The following is a 22,257-nucleotide window of genomic DNA, read 5'->3' as shown; positions in this document are numbered from 1 at the left end:
AACTTTTATTTAATTGTTACAATGTTCATGAAAGGATAATTTTCCCGTCAAAGCAACAACAAAATCACCGTTTTACTGATTAGAAGCCAGAAAAAATCATATAGTTCATATTATTGTTTGCCCTTACCCATTTAATCTGCTTAAACTACCAAAATTGTATATAATATATAATCTACAGGATGCGTCATGTTGCCAGCTTTAAGAACATTTTTTTACATTCAAATCTGTCTTTTCATTACCCTTGTGAACACAAATGCACAATCGATGGGTGCGGATAATAATTTTGTAGAAACAGATCATGTTATTGAAATTGGTGGCAACAAAATTCCGTATAAAGCCATCGCCGGCACCATGACAATTGATGATGAAAACGGCAACCCAGTCGCAAGCGTTTATTCAACCACCTATAAAAGAACCGATACGGATGATAACAGCACGCGCCCTATCACATTTGCATTTAATGGCGGCCCGGGTTCAGCATCCATTTGGCTTCATATGGGCGGCATTGGCCCAAAACGGGTTAAGTATGATGACGAAGGTTTCGCCCCGCAGCCACCCTATAGCGTGATTGAAAATGAATATTCAATTCTTGAAGATACGGATCTGGTGTTTATTGATCCAGTTTTTACCGGTTACAGCAGACCCGTGAATGATGGCGATGACGATCGTTTCCTTGGCGTCGTTAATGATGCAAAATATATTTCTGAATTTGTAAGAAAATACCTTGGAAAGCATAACCGATGGTCATCACCAAAATTCCTACTTGGTGAAAGTTATGGAACCGTGCGCGCGGGTGCGATGGCAAGAATTATGCAGCAAGATCAAGGGATATTCTTAAATGGCATTATCGTGGTATCCGGCGGTTCGATTGGCTTAAGACGTGTTGGAAGCATGGAATTTGCCCTGAATATCCCGCATTTCACCGCCACCGCATGGTATCATAATAAACTTCCTGCCGCCCTTCAAAACGGTACATTGGAAGAAGCCGTTAAAGCATCACAAGAGTTTGCAATGGGTGACTTTGCATCAGCGCTTATTAAAGGCAACAGCATTTCAGAAAGTGACAAAGAAGCTATCGCAGAAAGAACAGCCCATTTCACCGGTCTTAGTAAAGATTATATTCTTGGCGCAAATTTAAGACTCGACCGATATAAATTCAGGGCGGAACTACTTCGTGAAGAAGGAAAAATCATCGGCCGTTTAGATAGTCGCCATACAGGTATTAATAAAGACCAAACCGCCGAAAGACCTGAACTGGATCCAAGTGAAATGGCACTATTTGGTGCTTTCCCTGCGGCCTTTAATGATTACGTCAGAAATGATCTAAATTATGACAGTGATCTTGAATATGTGGTTTCTGCTGATGTTGGCTGGAACCGTTATGCGGTAGATACATGGGAAGATTACCGCACCGCCCTTACCCATAATGAACATTTGAAAGTGTTATTCACAGACGGTTATTACGATAAATTATATTATTGGGCAGAACATACCATCGGACAATTTGCCTTTCCTAGTTCCGTCGCTGATCGCATTAGCATTGAATATTATAAAGCTGGGCACATGATGTATGTGAAAAAAGAAGCACTGATTAAAATGAAAAATGATTTAGCCGAATTTATTAAATCAGCCAGCTGAAAATATTAAATCAATATCTTTTTAGAAAATGGTGCGGTCGAGAAGACTCGAACTTCCACGGGATCAACTCCCACAGCGACCTCAACGCTGCGCGTCTACCAATTCCGCCACGACCGCATTCGTGATTTGGTAAATAGATTGTGGTGAAGTATCAAAACTAAAAGATTTGCGCAATAAAAATCTGAAAAATGATTAGGTTTTTTTAACAAAACCCAATTCACGAAATCCTTTTACCCCTTCAAGCAGGGTAATACCGATATTTTCACCGGATACCATTATTTCGCCTTTGGCAATCAATTCACCATTTGCATAAATCTTTACGGGGCTATCCACATGTTCCTGTAATTCAATCACAGCACCACGTCCAAGTTTCAGCAACTGTTTAACCGGCATCAAATTTTGACCCAGTACAACAGTAAGCTCGATATCTACGTCTTCAACACCTTGTGGCATTATCACCCTTTATCTTGATTTTCAGCGTGTTATAAATATATACCACCAAACTGATGTATTATAGTTATTTTTTGGTTAATTTTGAAAAGATAAACATAAATGACAACAAAAAACGATATTGAATGGAAATTCAGCGAAGGCCTCACTTCATATGAAGAGGCACTGGAAACAATGGAAAATCGCGTTGCCGACATACATGCGGGCAATGCATCCGAACTTGTTTGGTTCGTGGAACATCCACCGCTTTATACGGCGGGCACATCCGCACAGGAAGCGGACTTGCTCGCCCCCAAAAGATTTCCCGTTCATTATGCGGGTCGTGGCGGTCAATATACCTATCATGGGCCGGGGCAACGTGTCGTTTATGTGATGCTTGATTTAAATAAACGTAGCCGCGATGTTAGAAAATATATCGCTGACCTGGAACGCTGGATTATTGAAACGCTCGCTGAATTTAACGTTCACGGTGAAATTCGCGAAGGGCGCGTCGGCGTATGGGTTGAACGAGAAGGTGGGCGCGAAGATAAAATCGCCGCCATCGGCGTTCGTGTTCGAAAATGGGTTACTTTCCACGGCATTTGTATCAATGTAGAGCCGGACTTAAGCCACTACACTGGCATCGTACCATGCGGTATTTCCGAACATGGTGTAACATCATTGGTTGATCTTGGTCTGCCGGTTACAATGGATGATCTGGATGCGTCACTACAGAAAAACTGGCAAAAAGTTTTTGGATAACAACCCTAGTATTCCTTAGTCGATAAAAAGCACTTAATTTTATAAAATACAAAATATTTAGGCCATTAATTAATGAATTTAAAAAACATCGATTTAAAACCTCCATACAAATTAAATGTAGGCTGCGGACGCAAGGCTATGTCGGATTGGGTCAATTTAGATTCTACTGACTTAGATGGTGTAGATATAATATGTGATTTGGAAAACCTGAAAGAAAACCCTATTGATTTACCTGATGGTTCAGTAAATGAATTTTTGCTTTCACATGTTATAGAACATATAAATAACAGCTTGGGTTTAATGGAGGAATTATGGAGATTAGCCACAGATGATGCTGTAGCACAAATTTATGTGCCTTATGGATCAAGTGATAATGCTTGGGAGGATCAAACGCACGTCAGACCATATTTTATGGGAAGTTTTTCGTATTTTTCTCAACCATATTACTGGCATGCTGATTATGGTTACGGAGGAGATTGGCAGCCCGTCAAAATACAACTTCGTGTTAACAAAAGACGGTGCCAAGGTTTAAGTATGGAAGAGATAAAAGAAAAAATCTCAATAGAAAGAAATATCGTAAGAGAAATGGTTTGTGAATTACGCGCGGTAAAACCCAAAAGAGAAGCCAAACGTGAGCTAATAAGACAACCCCAAGTTTTTATACAATTGGTTGATTAAAGCCCACGCCTTTCGTGAATATTCACGGTAGGCTTGCGTTCGAACCCCTTTTTAACGATGCCTCTTGCCGGTGAAATATCAATATTTTCCACTTTTGACATGCGCGGCCCAGTCCTGCATTCTTTGATCATTTTCTCAACAAGCTCTTCCTGACCAACAAGCATAGCTTCTACTGTTCCATCAGATCTGTTTCTGACCCACCCATCAAGACCCAGCCTGCTTGCCGTATCAACGGTCCAATCACGGAAGAACACACCTTGCACCCTTCCGTATATCACAAGCCTTGCTGCTTTTTGCCCCTCATCCAGCATATTAATTACTCAAATTCAATGATGATTTCGTCAACGGCCAAACTATCGCCAGCTGCGGCTGAAATCTTTTTAACCGTGCCTTGCTTTTCTGCGCGTAGAACATTTTCCATTTTCATAGCTTCCACGACACAAAGAACCTGACCCGGTTGAACATCATCCCCTTCGGCCACATCAATAGATACCACCAGACCCGGCATCGGGCATTGTAGGAACTTTGACATATCGGCTTCAACCTTTTCAGGCATGATAGTCGCCAGTTCCACTTCGCGGTTATTTCTCACATATACAATTTCGCTGGCACCATCGTATGTCAGCCTATAACCATCGGCGAGATATTCAATTTCCACATTTACCGGTTCATTGTTAATTGTACCCGTAAATATTGGATTACCCGGTGCCCATAATGTCACGACGTTATATACAAGGCCGCCCGTAATGATGTTGCACCCATCCTGCGTCATAAGGAAATTCGAGCTCTGAATTTCACCGTCAAGCTGTACTTGCCATGTTTCATTAAATGAACTGGCGTCCTCATTCATACGGCCGCTGATGGTTGATTGTCTGCCGACCTCGCATGAATGTACCGTGGTCGCAACACAGATAAAATGCGCCCATTTATCAAGGCTAATTTCACCACCATTAAAACCGTCTGGGTATTCTTCTTCGATATATTTTGTGGAAATATCACCGCTTTGAAAACGCGGTGCTTTAAGCACATCCGAAAGGAAGGAAATATTATGACCAACACCACCAATATAATATTGATCAAGCGCTATTCTTAATTTATCAACGGCTTCCGCACGATCTGCACCATATGAGATCACCTTGGAAATCATCGGGTCATAATAAATGCTGATCTCGCTTCCCTCATAAATACCGCTATCAATACGGATATTCTCGTCTTCTTCTGGCGGGATATAATCCGTAACACGGCCAACAGCCGGTAAGAACCCACGCAGTGGATCTTCCGCGTAAACGCGCGCTTCCATGGCCCAGCCGTTTACCATCACTTCTTCTTGTTTGATGTTCAGTGGTTCGCCCGCCGCACTTCTGATCATTTGTTCCACCAGATCAACATTTGTCACTAGTTCCGTAACCGGATGTTCCACCTGAAGGCGGGTATTCATTTCAAGGAAGTAAAAGTTTTGATCCTTATCAACGATAAATTCGACGGTTCCTGCCGAATTATAATCCACCGCATGGGAAAGGGCCACGGCCTGTGTTCCCATATTCACACGTGTTTCCATGGTTAGAAACGGACTTGGTGCTTCTTCGATAACTTTTTGATGGCGGCGCTGAATGGAACATTCACGTTCCGCCAGATAAATGACATTACCGTGATTATCACCAAGCACCTGAATTTCAATATGACGTGGGTTTTCAATGAATTTTTCTGCAAAAACACGGTCATCACCAAAGCTTGATTTCGCTTCATTCACCGCTGAATTAAAACCTTCGCGGGCTTCATCATCGTTATAAACAACGCGCATTCCTTTACCGCCACCGCCAGCGGATGCCTTAAGCATAACAGGATAACCGATCTCTTTTGCGATTTCGACCGCATGATCGGCATCCTTAATCACATCCATGAAACCCGGAATGGTATTAACACCGGAATCTTCCGCGAGTTTCTTTGATGAAATTTTATCACCCATCACACCAATGGCCTTTTGATTTGGCCCAATGAACGTAATTCCGGCTTTTTCAAGTTTTTCACAAAATTCCGCATTTTCGGAAAGGAACCCATAACCCGGATGGATGGCATCTGCACCTGTTTCTTTCGCCGCCGCAATGATCTTATCTATCACAAGATAACTTTCCGCCGCCGGTGCATTGCCGATATGCACTTTTTCCTGTGCCATACGCACATGTAGCGCATCTGCATCAACATCTGAATATACGGCAACTGTACCAATACCCAATTTATGGGCCGTTTTAATCACACGACAGGCAATCTCACCGCGGTTTGCAATCAATATCTTATTAAACATCATTTACTCCCCTTACAGCGGTATATTGTCGTGTTTTTTCCAAGGATTTTGAACATCCTTGTTTTTTAGCATTCTAAGGCCGCGGCTAATTCGTCTGCGTGTTGCATGGGGCATAATGACATCATCAATGTACCCTCGGCTTGCTGCCACAAACGGGTTAGCAAACTTATCAGAATATTCACCCGTTTTTTCAGCAAGCTTTTCTTCGTCTTTTGCTTCTTCACGGAAAATAATCTTAACCGCCCCTTCCGCGCCCATAACGGCAATTTCCGCCGTCGGCCATGCGAAGTTCAAATCACCTCGAAGATGCTTTGATGCCATCACATCATAGGCACCACCATATGCTTTACGGGTAATAACCGTAATTTTTGGTACTGTTGCCTCACCATATGCAAATAATAATTTGGCACCATGTTTAATAACGCCACCATATTCCTGCGCCGTTCCAGGTAGGAACCCCGGCACATCAACAAATGTAATGATCGGAATATTAAAACAATCACAAAACCTTACAAACCTTGCGGCCTTTCGCGATGCATCATTATCAAGACACCCTGCAAGTACCATTGGTTGGTTGGCAACAATTCCGACAGTTGAGCCTTCCATCCTGCCAAAACCGGTAATAATATTTTTGGCATAGGTAGGTTGAATTTCAAAGAAATCACCCTCATCAACCGTTTTTCGGATCAATTCATGCATACCATACGGTTTATTCGGATTATCAGGAATAAGTGTATCTAACGATAATTCTTCGCGGTTATGCTGGTCAAAAACTTGTCTTGAAGGTGGTTGTTCACGGTTGCTTAAAGGTAAGAAATCAATAAGACGCCTTGTTTGCTTGATCGCTTCCATATCATTTTCAAAAGCATTATCTGCAACACCAGATTTCACCGTGTGTGTTGTTGCACCGCCAAGCTCTTCTTGTGTGACTTTTTCATTGGTTACCGTTTCCACAACATCAGGGCCGGTTACGAACATATAAGAACTGTCCTTCACCATAAATATGAAATCGGTAATCGCCGGGGAATAAACGGCACCACCAGCGCATGGCCCCATAATGAGTGAAATTTGCGGTACGACGCCGGACGCCATGATATTACGCTGGAAAACCTCTGCATATCCGGCAAGGGCCGATACCCCTTCCTGAATACGCGCACCACCGGAATCGTTAATGCCGATTACGGGCGCGCCTGCCTTCATGGCCATTTCCATGATTTTACATATTTTTTCCGCGTGTGTTTCCGATAGAGAGCCACCAAACACAGTAAAATCCTGACTATAAATAAAAATCAGGCGACCGTTCACGGTCCCTGATCCTATTACAACGCCATCACCTGATATTTTCGTATTTTCCATACCGAAATCAACAGACCTGTGCTCTTTGAACATATCATATTCTTCGAAACTGCCCTCATCGACAAGAAGCTCAATACGTTCTCTTGCTGTTAATTTTCCCTTGGCATGTTGTGCTGCGATGCGCTTTTCACCGCCGCCCATACGGGCTGATTGGCGGCGTTCTTCAAGTTTATCTAGGATTTCCTGCATAATTGCTCCCTGGATTTATATTTGCTTACTCATGAGTAACATATTTTATCAGGCAGTATCAATATTAATCGAAAATTGTATAAAATTACAATATTATCGACAAAGTGATAGGAACCTTGCAGCGTTACCAAGTTCAGTTTTTAATTCTTTTCGGCGTTCTTCGGCCTCTTCATCGATGCCCCATTGTGATGCTTGGAAATTTTCGTCGACATGTCCTGCGTCCCATGCTTCATCAACAGTAAGATGCCCATCAAACAAATGAAGGCCAATTGTAACGGAACCCGTTACCGTGGTCATACCGTGGTAAGCCGTCAATTCAAAGCTTTCAATGCCGTCAATCAATGCTTTATAGGTATCAATTGCTTCATCATCCTGATTTTCAAAAATTATGCCCGATGCCAATTTAAAATTGATGCCGTATTTTTCTTTCATCCGTTCAAGAAGTGGATTCCAGATTTTATTTTGTTCCTCAACCAGTTCCGCAGGATGTTCAACACGGTAACAAAGTTGATCTGATCCCGCATATTTAACGAGTTCAGCAATAAGTTCATCGCGCCTTGCTTCAACACGGTCGATGGCAGTGTTCATCAGTTTGGTTATTGGCATAGAATGAGGGTCAACCTCCTCCCCCTGTTCGTTCCATTCTTCTGCGACAACCTCTGCCATTTTACGGGTTGGCATAAGGCATTTTTCTTTGGCGGGCGTTTTAATGCCTCTGCCATCAAGTTCTACGGTAAACATGCCGTCTTGTTCAGTGACGGTTGCTTGCTTATAAAAACGTTTCATTATTTCACCAATTCTACAAGTTCGGAAATATGATCAATGATATGATCCGCACCGGATGATTTTAATTCATGTTCGGGATGATATCCCCACGTCACCCCAACGGACTTTACACCCGCATTTTTCGCCATCACCATATCAAAGGTCGTATCACCGATCATAATCGCATTTTCACGGTCCACACCCGCATCCGATAATGCCACATTAATCATGGATGGATGCGGTTTACCCGGGCCATCATCCGCGGTGTTAAGCGTAATAAAATATTCGGTAAGGCCATGGTTCATTAAAGTATTCTTTAAGCCCCGTGTTGATTTACCTGTCGCAACGCCAAGCAATACGCCCATGTCATTTAAAGTTTCAATGGTTTCGCGAATTCCATCAAAAAGTGGCTCTTCATGATCATCCTGTGTTCTTAAATACTGAAAATGATCAATAAATTCTGTGCGCAATAATTGATGATCATTATCTGTATGTTGCGGGTAAACATGTGATATGGCCTCAAGTAATGAAAGCCCTACAATTCGTCTTACCTGTTCATCACCGGGATATGGAATTTTGCATCTGTCACTGGCATATTTCATGGCGGAAATGATCATATGCTGACCATCAACAAGCGTTCCATCACAGTCGAAAATGGCAAGCTTTAGCGGATCAGACATTGTCCATTTCCTCAAACGGGTTGCTTTCATCATCCGCATCAAACCCAAACATATCGAAACTCTCACTCATATGTTTCGGTAATGTTGCCTTTACAGATAATGTGCCACCATTTGGATGTTCAATTTCAAGATTTCGTGCATGTAGATGCAGTTTCTTGCTTACGGCACCTTCAACGAATGCGTCCTTGGCACCGTACTTACCATCTCCAACAATCGGGGTGTCAAGTACGGTTGCGTGAACACGAATTTGATGGGTGCGCCCCGTCACCGGACGAAACGCCATCCATGTCACTTCTCCGGCGGCACTATCCATTACTTTAAAATCGGTAATTGCGCGCTTGCCATCCTCGGAAACAGCCATACGCTCGCCTTTTGTTCCCGGCTCTTTATCAAGCGGCGCTTGGACGGCGCCTTCCTGCTGTGGTGGTTTTCCTTTTACCAGTGCCCAGTAAACTTTATTGGTTTGTCTGGTTTTAAAGCTTTCGGTCAGTTTCTTTGCTGCTGCACCTGTTCTTGCGATTACAAGGACACCGCTTGTATCTTTATCAAGTCTATGGACCAGTTTTGGTCGTTCGTCTTTGGTGCCTTGTAAAGCATCCAGTAAACCGTCAACATGCTTTTTGGTATTGGTTCCACCCTGCACAGCAAGGCCCGGCAATTTATTTAACACAATAACGCTATCATCCTGATAGATCACCATGGAACGCATCATATCCACATCTTCTTCAGAAAGATGTTTTTTATGTTTTTGTGGTTTCGGGGCAGCGCGTTCATCCTTTCCAAGCGGAGGCAAACGAATTTCCATCCCGCCTTCAAGCCGCAGGTTCGCCTTGGCGCGTTTGCCATTCACCCGAATATCACCCTTACGCAGCAATTTGGAAAGACGGCCGTAACTTAAACCCGGGAAATGAACCTTAAACCATTTATCCAGTCGCCATTCGGCTTCGTTATCTTTTACATATTCCCTTGAAACGCCAGACATTGATTACCCTTAAAAAAAAGTTCTTCCGATATAAAGACCGCTAAATAGCGCACCTAGCCCCAAAAGAACAGAACCAAATGCATAAATCGCGGCTGTACCCAGCTCCCCCCGTTCCATCATCAGTCCCACTTCCATTGAAAAGGCAGAAAAGGTCGTAAAACCACCAAGAATACCAATGACCAAAAAACCCTGCATGGTGTGACTTGCGTTAAATTTAAGCGCCAACGCCTCAATCAATAAACCGATCATAAACGACCCGATGATATTAACGGCCAACGTGCCATACGGAAAACCAGGCCCCATAAGGGTAAACATCATGCGACCAACCAGAAACCGTCCCGTCGCACCAATGGCACCACCAGCCGCCACTGCTAAAATCATGTTCATGGTGTTACTCCCGACCCTTAATAAATTACTTATTGTCATTTAACGTATAATTTGAAATAATTTCCACATAATAACAATATGGTAGTAATCCAAGGGGGTTATATGTTTCCGTTATCAATATTTTTAAATAAGCTTATTCAGCAGGGTACTTTAAATATTATTGACGCAAAAGGAAAGAAACATTGTTTTTCTGGATCGCCCGAACCCGAAGTCACCATTAAATTTAACGACAGTTCGCTTCTTTGGAAAATATTTTTAAAACCTGACCTTAAAGCCGGTGAAGCTTATATGGATGGAGCGCTCACCATAGAACCGCCCCATAATGTTTTTGATTTTTTAAACCTGATCACCAAAAATATGGAATGGCGGCCTGATAATCCCTTTCACCTGATGGGGGGTGATCCCTATAGCCGTTTTAAAGGATGGCTAGGGCAAATTAATTGGCCAGGAAAATCAAAAGATAACGTCGCCCATCATTATGACCTTTCCGATGGTTTATATGATTTATTCCTTGATCCAAGCAGGCAGTATTCATCCGCATATTTCATAAATAATGATGACAGTTTGGAACAGGCGCAGGAAAACAAAAAAGACCTGATTGCCAAGAAACTTTTCTTAAAAGACACCCATGAGGTTCTTGATATCGGTTGCGGCTGGGGCGGCCTTGCTTTGCATATCAATAAATATTCAGGCGCAAAGGTCACTGGCGTGACATTAAGCGAAGAACAGTTAAAAGTCGCCCAAGAAAACGCGAAAGACAATGATCGCGTGAATTACCGTCTTCAGGATTACCGACTTGTTCCGGAACAATATGACCGCGTGGTATCGGTTGGCATGTTTGAACATGTTGGTAGAAAACAATATCAAACATTTTTTAATAAGGTATATGAAGCCTTAAATGAGGACGGTATCGCATTGATCCACACCATTGGACGCGCCGACGGTCCGGGGGAAACAGATCCATGGACCAAGAAATATATTTTTCCAGGCGGTTATGCACCCGCCCTTTCCGAAATTGCACCTGCCATTGAAAAAAGCGGCCTGTATATTACCGATATGGAAGTGCTTCGCCTTCATTATGCAAAAACATTGGCCGAATGGCGCAAGCGCGTGGATGCGAATAAGGAAAAAATCATAGAACTATATGATGACCGATTTTTAAGAATGTGGGAATTTTACCTTGCTAGTGCAGAATGCGCCTTTAGAAACCTTGGCCATGTGGTTTTTCAATTCCAGCTTGCGAAAAAACAGGAAAACATTCCGTTACATAGGCGGTATCTTTGGGAATAGATTAATTCTTTTCTTCTCGCATCTTCGCCCAATATTCAAGGCGTTTTGAAACTTCGCGTTCGAAACCACGGTTTACCGGTTTATAAAATTGTTCACGGTTTATTTCTTCTGGAAAATAATTCTGCCCTGAAAAACCATCTTCCGCATCATGGTCATATTGATAGCCCTTACCATACCCCATTTCTTTCATCATTTTGGTTGGGGCATTTAAAATATGCATCGGCGGCATTAAGGAACCTGTTTCCTTGGCCCGTTTTAATGATTTTTTATGGGCCATATAAGAGGCATTTGATTTTGGTGCAGTCCCCAAATAAATCACAAGCTGTGCAATGGCCAAATCCCCTTCGGGTGAACCAAGAAATTCATAAAGCTGCTTTGCGGCATTCGCCTGAACAATCGCCTGCGGATCAGCAAGGCCGATATCCTCTACAGCAAATCTTACCAGCCTGCGCAGGATATAAAGCGGATCTTCACCACCCGCAAGCATTCGCGCCGACCAATAAAGCGCGGCATCCGTATCAGAACCCCTAAGCGATTTATGTAATGCCGAAATAAGGTTATAATGTCCTTCGCGGTCTTTGTCATAAACAGGCGCACGTTTTTGCAGAACGTTAAGCAATTCATTGCCATCTAAATCTTTATCGAAATTTAGACCCAGCAATATTTCCGCGAGGTTTAATAGATACCTACCATCACCATCCGCCATATTATACAACATGACACGGGCATCACTGGTTAGCGGTAACTTCTTATCCTCTAACGCTTCCGCCCGTCCGAGCAATTCTTCCATCGCATCCTGATCAAGACGGTTAAGCGTCAACACCTGCATTCGCGATAAAAGCGCGGCATTTAATTCAAAGGACGGATTTTCCGTTGTCGCCCCGACAAGGACAATTGTACCGTCCTCAACATATGGCAAAAATCCATCCTGTTGTGATCTGTTAAATCGGTGAATTTCATCAACGAAAAGAAGTGTACCTTTTCCTGTTCTGCGGCGTTCTTTTGCGGCTTCAAAACATTTTCTTAAATCGGCAACACCGGAAAAGACGGCTGATATTTGTTCGAAATATAAATCCACATGTTCCGCAAGTAATCTTGCTGTCGTGGTTTTACCGGTTCCCGGCGGCCCCCAAAGTATAAGTGATGATAAATGACCCGCATCCAGCATGCGGCCAAGGGTCCCTTCGGGATTGATCAAATGCCCCTGACCAACCACTTCGGATATAGATTTCGGGCGCAGTCGATCCGCTAATGGGCGTGGCGCCCCCTGCTCTAACCCTGCGCTTTCAAATAAATCCGTCATTGATTACCTGCAGCTATAACTGTTACGGCCTCGGGCCTGACATTCTATCAGTCTGCCATTACGGCGCACAGCGAATGAAATGTCTGATTCTGCATCATCAAGAGCATCTTCTAGTCCCTCAACCGTATCAATGTCTTCATTATCAATTCGGTCGAAAATATCACCTGGACGCAGTACATTTAAACGGCGTACTGGGCTTGATCTCGGGATATCCAGAATGATCACGCCTTTTTCAAAAAGATTAATACCAAGTTCCGATGAAAATGCCGGTGATAGGTTGCCTACCTCAACATTTTCAAAGATATGATCCCCATCGAGGGTCGTGATATTTCTTGGCGGGTCTTCCGGCGCGGCTTCCAGTTCAATAGTCAGAGTACGACTGTCGTCCCCTTTTAGAACCTCAAGAACAGTTTCGCCGCCAATACGGCCAAGACCAATAAAATATCTTAAACCTTGCGTGTCAAAAATTTCTTCGCCGTCGATTGATAAAATCACATCACCCGGTTCTAACCCACCACGATCAGCCGGGCTATCCGGATATACATTATCCACAAGAACGCCGCCCGGGCGATCAAACCCTAAACTTTCGGCAATTTCCGATGAAACCGCCTGCCCTGTCGCACCAAACCACGGGCGGATGATCTCACCATCATTTAAAGCGGCATTGAGCACAAAATCGACCATTTTAACCGGAATAGCAAAGCCAATCCCGTTTGAGCCACCAGAACGCGAATAAATGGACGTATTGATACCTACAAGCTTACCATCCATCCCCACAAGCGCACCGCCACTGTTTCCTGGATTAACCGCTGCATCAGTTTGAATGAAAAATTGATAGGCATCATCACCCACTTGTGTTCTTGCAAGTGCTGAAACAATTCCACTGGTCACTGATTGCCCAACACCGAACGGGTTACCGATCGCAAGCACAAGGTCACCGACTTCAACATCATCGCTATTACTAAATTCTAAAATGGTTAGCGGCTCACCCGATGGTTCAATGCGCAGAACCGCAAGGTCAGTACTTTCATCCATCAAAATGACTTCGGCTTCAAATTCGCGGCGATCGGATAGTGCCACGGTAATTTCATCAGCGCCATCGATCACATGGTGATTGGTAATTACAACGCCTTCTTCGCGGACGATCACACCGGAACCAAGTGATCTTTCAATACGTTCACGCGGGGCGGATGATCCACCGAAGAAACGGCTAAAAAATGGATCATTTAAAAATGGTGATGTACGGGTTCTAACCACTCGTTTAGTATAAATATTCACAACCGCTGGTGCGGCTTCACGCACAACGGGTGCATATGATAACTTCACTTCCGTATCCGATGTCGGCACACGTTTATTGGAAACTTGTGCATTTGATGATGACTGCATCGTGCCATTCATCATGAAAAGCGTTATCGCGATAAGCGAGAAAAGACCTAAACCAATTTTGATAATATATTTCATATTCGATCCATCCATTTATTTCTTTTATTACCAATATTCTTTTTACGTGGCGAAATTGTGAAACCTGCAAGAAAATAAAAAAAGGCAGCCCTGATTTGAGCCGCCTTTTTAATCTAATCACTTGAAATTATTTTGCAAGTGAGCGTCCAACTGAACCCAGATCTTCGAATGCTTCATCAAGACGAGCAACAAATGATTTCTCACCTTCACGAAGCCATTTACGTGGGTCATAGAATTTCTTCTGCGGTGTTCCTTCATCAGGACAAATCTGATGTTTAAAGGCAACCGGATGTTCATTCACATATCTGCCAACACCTTCAGAGAAAGCAAACTGTGTATCAGTATCAATGTTCATTTTGAAAACACCATATGAAATAGCGGCTTCAATCTTATCTTTTTCTGAACCTGAACCACCATGAAACACAAGGTTAAGCGGTTTCGCACCCGTGTTATGTGTTTGTTCAACCAGATCCTGACTGTGTTTAAGGATTTCAGGACGAAGTTGCACATTACCCGGTTTATAAACACCGTGAACGTTACCAAATGACGCCGCAACAGAGAAATGCCCGATCGGTGTCAGCAGATCATATGCTTTAAGAACGTCTTCCGGCTGTGTGTATAGATGTGAATTATCAGCGCTTTCATCAATATCATGGCCAACACCGTCCTCTTCTCCACCAGTGATACCCAGTTCGATTTCAAGGCTCATGTCGATTTTTGCCATGCGTTCGAGAACACGTGCACATTCATTCAGGTTCACATCAATATCTTCTTCAGAAAGATCAAGCATATGTGATGAATATAGCGGGCGTCCAGTTGCCGCGTGATGCGCTTCTGAATGTTTAATCAGTTCTTCCACCCATGGCACAAGCTTCATGTTTGCATGGTCAGTGTGAAGTACAGCACAGATACCATAATGTTCCGCAAGCAAATGCACGTGCTGCGCAGCTGATACGGCACCAAGTACCTTTGCTTGGAAGCTGTCTTCCATACCGGCACCAGCGTAAAATTGTGCGCCCCCATTTGAGAACTGGATAATGACGTCACTGTTGTTTTTTGCTGCTGCTTCCATCACTGCGTTTACTGAATCAGTTCCAACACAGTTTACGGCTGCAAGCGCATAGCCACCTTCCTTACATGCGTTAACAAGTTCAGCATATTCTGCGCCGCTTACGACGCCAGGTTTTAGTGCCATTTGATAAATCCTTTTTGAATGAAAATTATTTTCTTCTTTATATGATTATATGACCTTTGCCGCAACAGTAAGCGGTAAAGAAAAATCATTTTCCCATAAAAAAAGCGGCCCCAAAGGACCGCTTCTTAAATTCTTATCTACAACCGTAGACTTAAGCTACTGCTTCGTCTTCGATATCGTCAAAAACCGGACCACTGTCCTGACCTTTAGCGTCTTCGTTACGGTCAACCAGTTCGATCACTGCTACTGGTGCAGCATCACCGTGACGGAAACCAGCTTTAAGAACACGAGTGTAACCACCGTTACGCTCTTTATAACGTTCTGCTAGCTCGTCAAAAAGTTTTTGAACGATTGCTTTGTCTGACGCAGGCAGTTTAGAGATCGCTTGACGACGTGCGTGAAGTGAACCACGCTTACCAAGCGTGATTAGACGTTCAACAATCGGGCGAAGTTCTTTTGCCTTCGGCAGTGTTGTAATAATTTGCTCATGCTTTAGAAGCGCTGAAGCCATGTTCGCAAACATCGCTTTGCGATGTGAACTTGTTTTGTTAAGCTTACGCCCAGCTTTACGATGGCGCATATCCTTTACTCCTTGAGGGGGTATCCTTTTTCAGGACCCGGTCCCATTAAATTAAAATTCTTGTTCCAGTTTCTTCACAAGTTCTTCAATATTCTCTGGTGGCCATCCTGGATTTTCCATTCCAAGACGAAGACCCATTGAGGAAAGAACTTCTTTAATTTCATTCAGTGACTTACGACCGAAGTTTGGTGTACGAAGCATTTCTGCTTCTGTCTTGCGTACAAGATCACCAATGTAAACGATGTTATCATTCTTAAGGCAGTTGGCCGAACGAACAGATAGTTCAAGTTCGTCAACGCGACGAAGAAGATTACGGTTAAATTCAGGCTCGTCAGATTCTTTATCTGCTGAAGTATCTTCTGGCTCATCAAAGTTGATGAATGTTTGAAGCTGATCCTGAAGAATACGAGCAGCAAATGCAATCGCATCTTCCGGTGTCACTGTACCATTGGTTTCGATATCCATAGTCAGTTTATCATAGTCAAGGATCTGACCTTCACGTGTGTTATCAACTTTATAGCTGACACGTGTTACTGGTGAGAAGATACTATCAACCGGAATAAGACCAATCGGTGCATCATCAGCGCGGTTGTTAACAGCCGCAACGTAACCTTTACCAGTGCTTACTGTCAGTTCCATACGAAGATCAGCACCATCGTCAAGATGACAAATAACCAGTTCAGGGTTATGAATAGTAACGCCGTTAACTTCTTCGATATCAGCCGCAGTAACTTCACCAGGACCAGTTGCCTGTAATGTCAAGCGACGTGAACCTTCAAATTCTTCTTCAACGCTTACAGCAAGCTTTTTGATGTTCAGAATAATATCTGTCACATCTTCACGCACGCCAGCGATTGATGAAAATTCATGAAGTACATTGTCGATATGTACGGAAGTTACAGCCGCACCTTGTAAAGACGATAAAAGCACACGACGAAGCGCGTTACCAAGTGTCATACCAAAGCCACGCTCTAGTGGTTCTGCTACGATCTTTGCTTTTTTACGTCCTTCACCTTTTTGAGTAATCTCAAGGGTGGTCGGTTTAATTAGCTCTTGCCAGTTATTTTGGATCACAGTTAAATCCTTATCTATATCTATCAGGCCCGAATAAATAACGCTCTCTAACCATAATTGATAGAGAGACGCTACAATTTACACTCTACGACGCTTCGGCGCACGACATCCATTATGTGGAATAGGTGTCACGTCACGAATCGATGTAATAGTAATACCAAGTGCCATTAATGCACGTAAAGCTGATTCGCGACCAGAACCTGGTCCCTTAACTTCAACTTCAAGAGTTTTAATGCCATGTTCCATTGCTTTCTTACCAGCATCTTCAGATGCGATCTGAGCAGCATAAGGAGTTGACTTACGTGAACCCTTGAAGCCCATTGCACCAGCTGTTGACCAGGAAATAGTGTTACCCTGTACGTCAGCAATAGTAATGATAGTGTTGTTGAATGTACTATTTACATGTGCAACACCATTGGTAATGTTTTTACGTTCTCTACGTTTTACACGTTTATCAGTAGCCATTGTCCAGTATCCTTATTTCTTCTTACCGGCAATCGCAATGCGCTTACCTTTACGGGTACGGGCATTGGTGCTAGTGCGTTGACCACGAACAGGTAATCTCTTACGGTGACGTAGGCCACGGTATGTACCAAGGTCAAGTAAACGTTTAAGGTTCATGGCAACTTCACGACGACGGTCACCTTCTACAAGGTATTCTTCGTCGATTGTTTCACGAATCTTGATTACTTCAGCATCGCTAAGGTCGTTTACACGACGCTCAGGCGAAATGCCGTTTTTCTTACAAATTTCTTTCGCAGATGTTAACCCGATCCCATGGATGTAGGTTAATGCGATTTCCACTCTTTTGGCAGTGGGTATATTAACGCCAGAAATACGCGCCACGATCGTTTCTCCCGATCTAAAAAATTCAAACAAGTTCAGCAAATCCCGCCATGTTAAATAACATAACGTGAAGTTGCGCGATTATAGGTATTAAGTTCACTTAGTCAACCTTTGAAAAAAAGCTTTTTGAAAAAAACTTTAATCCATAGATACAAGGTTCTATGACAAGTTACCCAATACATCATTAATTTGGGCGGTAACATCATCGATGTCAGCCATCCCGTCTACCGATTTCAAGACACCCTTATCACCATAATATGGTAATAGTGGTGCTGTTTGAGCATGGTAGCTTTCCAAGCGAGATGTAACAGTTTCCTTATTATCATCCGCCCGGCGTTTGAAATTCGTAGAGCCACAGTTGTCGCAGACGCCATCAACTTTCGGCTTAAGGTTTTTATCGTGATAACCTTGGTTACATTCGCTACATGTGTAACGACCTGTAATACGGTCCACGAGTGCTCCATCATCAACCTGCATCTCGATGACAGCATCGAGCTTTAGATTTTTCTGATCAAGCATATTATCCAAGGCTTCCGCCTGTGCTACGGTCCGTGGGAAACCATCAAGCAAGAAACCATTCTTGCAATCTTCTTCCTCGATACGGTCCGCGATAATTCCTACAACGATTTCATCTGTTACAAGTTTCCCTGCTTCCATGAAATCTTTGGCTTTTTTACCAACTTCTGTCTCTGCGGCCACTGCTGCTCTAAGCATATCTCCTGTGGATAGCTGAACTAGACCTTGAGAGCTTTCAATTCTTTGTGCCTGTGTGCCTTTGCCGGCACCTGGTGGTCCAAGTAAAATAATGATCATCTGCGACGCCTCTTTCCACCACGAAGTTTTGATTTTTTCATCAGGCCTTCATATTGGTGTGCCATAAGATGACTGTGGATTTGGCCAACAGTATCCATTGTCACGTTCACAACGATAAGAAGTGATGTACCACCGAAGTAGAAAGGAATTGCATATTGCGCTCTTAAAATTTCCGGCAGCAAACAAATGATACAAAGATAAATCGCACCAACAACAGTCAAACGGGTTAATACATAATCAAGATATTTTGCTGTGTTTTTACCCGGACGAATACCCGGAATAAAACCACCATATTTTTTCAGATTGTCTGCTGTTTCTTCAGGGTTGAATACAAGCGCTGTATAGAAGAAACAGAAGAAAACGATACCAACAACATAAAACAGCATATATAGCGGCTGACCAGGGCCAAGCAGCGCAGTCGCTGTTGTCACCCAATCAGGGCTATCAGCAGATGCGAAACCAGCAAGCGACATTGGCATCATAAGAAGTGATGACGCAAAGATCGGTGGAATAACACCAGCAGTATTTAGCTTAAGCGGCATATGTGATTGCTCACCTTGTGTCATGCCGTTAGCTTGTTGTCTTTTCGGATATTGAATAAGTAGACGGCGTTGTGCACGCTCTACGAACACGATACCTGCGATTACAGCAACAACCATCACAAGAAGTGCTACGATCACAAGCGGCCCACCTAATGTGCCCTTGGCACTCATATCAAGTGTACTTACGATCGCTGATGGAAGCTGTGCAACAATACCCGCGAAAATAATTAGTGAGATACCATTACCAATACCACGTGCTGTAATTTGTTCACCAAGCCATACAAGGAACATTGTACCGCCAACAAGGGTAATAACAGTTGTCATACGGAAGAACATGCCAGGTTCAATCGCGATACCACTCTCAAGACCAGTAGCAATCGCATATGACTGAACAATACAAAGAAGCACTGTACCGTAACGCGTATATTGGTTTAGTGTGCGTCGTCCTGCCTCACCCATTTTCTTTAATTCTTTAAGCTTAGGGCTCATAGATTGGGCTAACTGCATGATAATAGACGCAGAGATATATGGCATAATGCCAAGTGCGATGACGCTCATCCGCTGGATAGCGCCACCGTTAAACAGATCTAGCATTCCAAGGATACCGCCCTGATTTTGCGTGAACATTTGTTCAAGCGCAACAGGGTCGATGCCAGGCAGCGGAAGATATGTCGCCAAGCGATATACCATAAGTGCAAGTAAGGCAAACCATATACGTTGTTTTAGTTCAGTTGCTTTTGAAAAAGAACTGAAACTAAGGTTGCCTGCTAACTGTTCCGCTGCTGATGCCATCTTTTCGTTATCCTATGCTCAAATACCAGTTACTTTATTTAAGGTTACTTTGCTTCAGTTTCAACCGCTGCTGGAACAGTTACTGAACCACCGGCTTTTTCCACTGCTGCAATCGCTGCTTTAGAAGCACCGTTCACCTCGATATTTACTTTGGCTTTTAGCTCGCCCTTAGCAAGAAGACGAACGCCATCTTTAACACGTGTTACAACGCCAGCAGCTTTAAGTTCAGCAACTGTGATTGTTTTCTTCGCGTCAAGTTTCTTGGCATCGATTGCTTCTTGTAGGCGACCAAGATTAACAGGAACAAATGTTTTGCTGTTAATGTTGTTAAAGCCGCGCTTAGGAAGACGCATATGAATTGGCATTTGTCCACCTTCGAAGCCTTTAATGGCTACACCAGAACGTGACTTTTGACCTTTTACACCGCGACCACCAGTTTTACCTGTGCCTGAACCAATACCACGACCAATGCGTTTTCTTGGTTTTGTTGAGCCTGGCTTATTTGCAATTTCATTAAGTTTCATAATATCACCTATTCGCCTTCAACTTTGACCATGTGGCGAACCTTACGGATCATTCCACGCACGGCTGGTGTATCTTCCAGCTCGCGAGTACGGTGCATTTTATTAAGACCAAGACCGATAAGTGTCGCTCTTTGATCTGCTTGACGACGGATCGGGCTACCGACCTGTGTCACTTTTAAAGTTTTCTTCGCCATCTAAACTTACTCCGTAGCTTCAGCGGCAGCTTTACGGTCACCACGACGGGCAACAATATCGCTTACTTTTTTACCACGACGTGACGCAACCATACGAGGTGACACCTGTTTGGATAGTGCATCAAATGTACCGCGGATCATGTTGTATGGGTTCGATGTACCAAGTGATTTTGTTACAACGTCCTGTACGCCAAGTGCTTCAAACACTGCACGCATCGGACCACCAGCAATAATACCTGTACCAGGTTGTGCTGAACGAATAACCACTTTACCTGCTCCGTGACGGCCTTCAATATCATGATGAAGTGTACGACCTTCACGTAGAGGAACACGAATCATATTCTTCTTCGCTGCTTCAGTTGCTTTTTGGATTGCTTCCGGAACTTCACGGGCTTTACCCTTACCGAAACCAACGCGACCTTTTTGGTCACCCACAACAACAAGTGCTGCGAAACCAAAACGACGGCCACCTTTTACCACTTTAGCAACACGGTTAATGTGAACGAGCTTTTCAGTTAGTTCACTTTCCTGACGAGGTTCTCTTTCTGCTCTTGCCATAATCTATTCCTTAGAAATTCAAACCAGCTTCACGTGCAGCGTCTGCAAGTGCTTTAACACGACCATGGTATAGGAAACCGCCACGATCAAAAACAACTTGTTCAACACCGGCACTTTTCGCACGGTCCGCTATTAATTTACCTACGGCTGCAGCAGCCTCTGAGTTGCTTCCTACTTTCAGCTTTTTTAGAGCTTCATCAAGTGTTGAAGCAGCAGCAACAGTCACACCATTCGCATCATCGATGATTTGAGCATACATATGCTGGTTCGTACGATGAATTGAAAGACGTGGGCGACCGTTCGCTACTTTGCGAAGGCTTGTACGCACGCGATTGCGGCGACGTTCAAATAATTTTTTACCTTTAAGCATAACGATCCACCTATTTCTTCTTGCCTTCTTTACGGAAGATATATTCGTCTTCGTATTTAACACCTTTGCCTTTGTAAGGCTCTGGCTTACGATATTCACGAATTTCTGCCGCAACTTGGCCAACTTTTTGTTTGTCAATGCCAGAGATCACGATCTCTGTTTGGCTTGGACATTTAACTTCAACACCGTCCATCACTTCATAAAGAATGTCGTGAGAGAAACCAAGTTGAAGGTTTACGTTTTTACCTTGCATTTGTGCACGGTAACCAACACCGTTTAGTTCAAGTTTTTTACTGAAACCTTCAGTAACACCTTCAACCAGATTGCTTACCATTGTACGCTGCATACCCCACATTGAACGAGCACGTTTGCCGTTTCCACGAGGATTTACTGACACTGCGCCATCTTCCAATTTAGCTTCAACTTCACTTACGAAAGTCATGTCAAGCGTACCTTTAGGACCTTTAATAGTCAGAACGTTATCGTTCAGGTTTGCTTCAACACCGCTTGGAATTTGTACAGCTTTTTTACCAATACGAGACATATT

Annotated in this window: 26 protein-coding genes and 1 tRNA gene; 4 read left to right on the top strand and 23 right to left on the bottom strand. The window is 43.5% G+C overall.

What is annotated here, in order from left to right:
• Nucleotides 1-186: 186 nt before the first annotated feature.
• On the top strand, nt 187-1,638 hold the full coding sequence (locus KW060_RS03315; RefSeq protein WP_249034949.1) for a S10 family peptidase: 1,452 nt from the start codon (nt 187-189) through the stop codon (nt 1,636-1,638).
• 29 nt (nt 1,639-1,667) lie between these two features.
• Here KW060_RS03315 and KW060_RS03310 read toward each other — a convergent pair.
• Both KW060_RS03310 and KW060_RS03305 read right to left on the bottom strand, forming a co-directional pair.
• A tRNA-Leu gene (locus KW060_RS03310) sits at nt 1,668-1,755 on the bottom strand.
• Between the two features lie 75 nt (nt 1,756-1,830).
• Nucleotides 1,831-2,091, bottom strand: a complete 261-nt coding sequence (locus tag KW060_RS03305) for a FliM/FliN family flagellar motor switch protein (protein WP_249034948.1) — start codon at nt 2,089-2,091, stop codon at nt 1,831-1,833.
• A 99-nt stretch (nt 2,092-2,190) separates the two neighbouring features.
• Here KW060_RS03305 and lipB point away from each other — a divergent pair, with 99 nt between their 5' ends.
• Nucleotides 2,191-2,829 carry a lipoyl(octanoyl) transferase LipB gene (gene lipB, locus KW060_RS03300; protein ID WP_249034947.1) on the top strand — a complete coding sequence of 213 codons (639 nt, stop codon included), beginning with the start codon at nt 2,191-2,193 and terminating at the stop codon, nt 2,827-2,829.
• A gap of 72 nt (nt 2,830-2,901) precedes the next feature.
• Nucleotides 2,902-3,507, top strand: coding sequence for a class I SAM-dependent methyltransferase (locus KW060_RS03295; RefSeq protein WP_249034946.1), 606 nt, complete (start codon nt 2,902-2,904; stop codon nt 3,505-3,507).
• On the opposite strand, the gene KW060_RS03290 is transcribed toward KW060_RS03295, so the two are convergent.
• The 7 genes from KW060_RS03290 to crcB form a co-directional block, all read right to left on the bottom strand.
• Nucleotides 3,504-3,818 carry an acylphosphatase gene (locus KW060_RS03290; protein WP_249034945.1) on the bottom strand — a complete coding sequence of 105 codons (315 nt, stop codon included), beginning with the start codon at nt 3,816-3,818 and terminating at the stop codon, nt 3,504-3,506. The two genes, KW060_RS03295 and KW060_RS03290, sit on opposite strands and share 4 nt — an antisense overlap.
• 5 nt (nt 3,819-3,823) lie before the next feature.
• A complete protein-coding gene (locus tag KW060_RS03285; protein WP_420833170.1) occupies nt 3,824-5,809 on the bottom strand; it encodes an acetyl-CoA carboxylase biotin carboxylase subunit in 1,986 nt (661 codons plus the stop codon).
• A 12-nt stretch (nt 5,810-5,821) separates the two neighbouring features.
• On the bottom strand, nt 5,822-7,354 hold the full coding sequence (locus KW060_RS03280) for an acyl-CoA carboxylase subunit beta (protein ID WP_249034943.1): 1,533 nt from the start codon (nt 7,352-7,354) through the stop codon (nt 5,822-5,824).
• Between the two features lie 93 nt (nt 7,355-7,447).
• Nucleotides 7,448-8,140: an ATP12 family chaperone protein gene (locus KW060_RS03275; protein WP_249034942.1), complete on the bottom strand. Its 693-nt coding sequence runs from the start codon at nt 8,138-8,140 to the stop codon at nt 7,448-7,450.
• Entirely contained in the window at nt 8,140-8,799 is a 660-nt protein-coding gene (locus KW060_RS03270; protein WP_249034941.1) for an HAD-IA family hydrolase, read from the bottom strand. The genes KW060_RS03275 and KW060_RS03270 overlap by 1 nt, the downstream gene beginning before the upstream one ends.
• A complete protein-coding gene (locus tag KW060_RS03265; RefSeq protein WP_249034940.1) occupies nt 8,792-9,781 on the bottom strand; it encodes an RluA family pseudouridine synthase in 990 nt (329 codons plus the stop codon). Before KW060_RS03265 ends, KW060_RS03270 begins: the two co-directional genes overlap by 8 nt.
• A 9-nt stretch (nt 9,782-9,790) precedes the next feature.
• The gene (gene crcB, locus KW060_RS03260; protein WP_249034939.1) at nt 9,791-10,168 is read right to left on the bottom strand and encodes a fluoride efflux transporter CrcB; all 378 of its coding nucleotides are present in this window, start codon (nt 10,166-10,168) and stop codon (nt 9,791-9,793) included.
• Between the two features lie 102 nt (nt 10,169-10,270).
• On the opposite strand from crcB, the gene KW060_RS03255 reads away from it, so the two are divergent.
• Nucleotides 10,271-11,458 carry an SAM-dependent methyltransferase gene (locus KW060_RS03255; protein ID WP_249034938.1) on the top strand — a complete coding sequence of 396 codons (1,188 nt, stop codon included), beginning with the start codon at nt 10,271-10,273 and terminating at the stop codon, nt 11,456-11,458.
• Between the two features lies 1 nt (nt 11,459).
• Here KW060_RS03255 and KW060_RS03250 read toward each other — a convergent pair whose 3' ends face one another.
• The 14 genes from KW060_RS03250 to rplF form a co-directional block, all read right to left on the bottom strand.
• On the bottom strand, nt 11,460-12,761 hold the full coding sequence (locus KW060_RS03250) for a replication-associated recombination protein A (protein ID WP_249034937.1): 1,302 nt from the start codon (nt 12,759-12,761) through the stop codon (nt 11,460-11,462).
• Between the two features lie 3 nt (nt 12,762-12,764).
• A complete protein-coding gene (locus KW060_RS03245) occupies nt 12,765-14,222 on the bottom strand; it encodes a Do family serine endopeptidase (RefSeq protein ID WP_249034936.1) in 1,458 nt (485 codons plus the stop codon).
• A 127-nt stretch (nt 14,223-14,349) separates the two neighbouring features.
• Nucleotides 14,350-15,417, bottom strand: a complete 1,068-nt coding sequence (gene fbaA, locus KW060_RS03240) for a class II fructose-bisphosphate aldolase (RefSeq protein ID WP_249034935.1) — start codon at nt 15,415-15,417, stop codon at nt 14,350-14,352.
• A gap of 151 nt (nt 15,418-15,568) precedes the next feature.
• Nucleotides 15,569-15,997, bottom strand: coding sequence for a 50S ribosomal protein L17 (rplQ, locus tag KW060_RS03235; protein ID WP_249034934.1), 429 nt, complete (start codon nt 15,995-15,997; stop codon nt 15,569-15,571).
• A gap of 51 nt (nt 15,998-16,048) precedes the next feature.
• Nucleotides 16,049-17,071, bottom strand: coding sequence for a DNA-directed RNA polymerase subunit alpha (locus tag KW060_RS03230; protein WP_420833148.1), 1,023 nt, complete (start codon nt 17,069-17,071; stop codon nt 16,049-16,051).
• Nucleotides 17,072-17,149: 78 nt separating this feature from the next.
• The gene (gene rpsK, locus KW060_RS03225) at nt 17,150-17,536 is read right to left on the bottom strand and encodes a 30S ribosomal protein S11 (protein ID WP_249034933.1); all 387 of its coding nucleotides are present in this window, start codon (nt 17,534-17,536) and stop codon (nt 17,150-17,152) included.
• Between the two features lie 12 nt (nt 17,537-17,548).
• A complete protein-coding gene (rpsM, locus tag KW060_RS03220; protein ID WP_249034932.1) occupies nt 17,549-17,917 on the bottom strand; it encodes a 30S ribosomal protein S13 in 369 nt (122 codons plus the stop codon).
• Between the two features lie 159 nt (nt 17,918-18,076).
• Nucleotides 18,077-18,730, bottom strand: coding sequence for an adenylate kinase (locus KW060_RS03215; protein WP_249034931.1), 654 nt, complete (start codon nt 18,728-18,730; stop codon nt 18,077-18,079).
• Nucleotides 18,727-20,064 (bottom strand): preprotein translocase subunit SecY, encoded by a 1,338-nt coding sequence (gene secY, locus KW060_RS03210; RefSeq protein WP_249034930.1) that lies wholly within the window; start codon nt 20,062-20,064, stop codon nt 18,727-18,729. The genes KW060_RS03215 and secY overlap by 4 nt, the downstream gene beginning before the upstream one ends.
• 44 nt (nt 20,065-20,108) lie before the next feature.
• Nucleotides 20,109-20,588, bottom strand: coding sequence for a 50S ribosomal protein L15 (gene rplO / locus KW060_RS03205; RefSeq protein ID WP_249034929.1), 480 nt, complete (start codon nt 20,586-20,588; stop codon nt 20,109-20,111).
• A gap of 8 nt (nt 20,589-20,596) precedes the next feature.
• Complete coding sequence (gene rpmD, locus KW060_RS03200) at nt 20,597-20,782, bottom strand: 50S ribosomal protein L30 (RefSeq protein ID WP_249034928.1); 186 nt, start codon at nt 20,780-20,782, stop codon at nt 20,597-20,599.
• 6 nt (nt 20,783-20,788) lie between these two features.
• Complete coding sequence (gene rpsE / locus KW060_RS03195; protein WP_249034927.1) at nt 20,789-21,340, bottom strand: 30S ribosomal protein S5; 552 nt, start codon at nt 21,338-21,340, stop codon at nt 20,789-20,791.
• Nucleotides 21,341-21,350: 10 nt separating this feature from the next.
• Nucleotides 21,351-21,710 (bottom strand): 50S ribosomal protein L18, encoded by a 360-nt coding sequence (gene rplR, locus KW060_RS03190; protein ID WP_249034926.1) that lies wholly within the window; start codon nt 21,708-21,710, stop codon nt 21,351-21,353.
• Between the two features lie 10 nt (nt 21,711-21,720).
• Nucleotides 21,721-22,254: a 50S ribosomal protein L6 gene (gene rplF / locus KW060_RS03185; RefSeq protein WP_249034925.1), complete on the bottom strand. Its 534-nt coding sequence runs from the start codon at nt 22,252-22,254 to the stop codon at nt 21,721-21,723.
• Between the last annotated feature and the right edge of the window lie 3 nt (nt 22,255-22,257).

Source organism: Pseudemcibacter aquimaris (assembly GCF_028869115.1).
Lineage (GTDB): Bacteria > Pseudomonadota > Alphaproteobacteria > Sphingomonadales > Emcibacteraceae > Pseudemcibacter > Pseudemcibacter aquimaris.
This window is presented reverse-complemented; position numbering and strand designations above follow the sequence as displayed.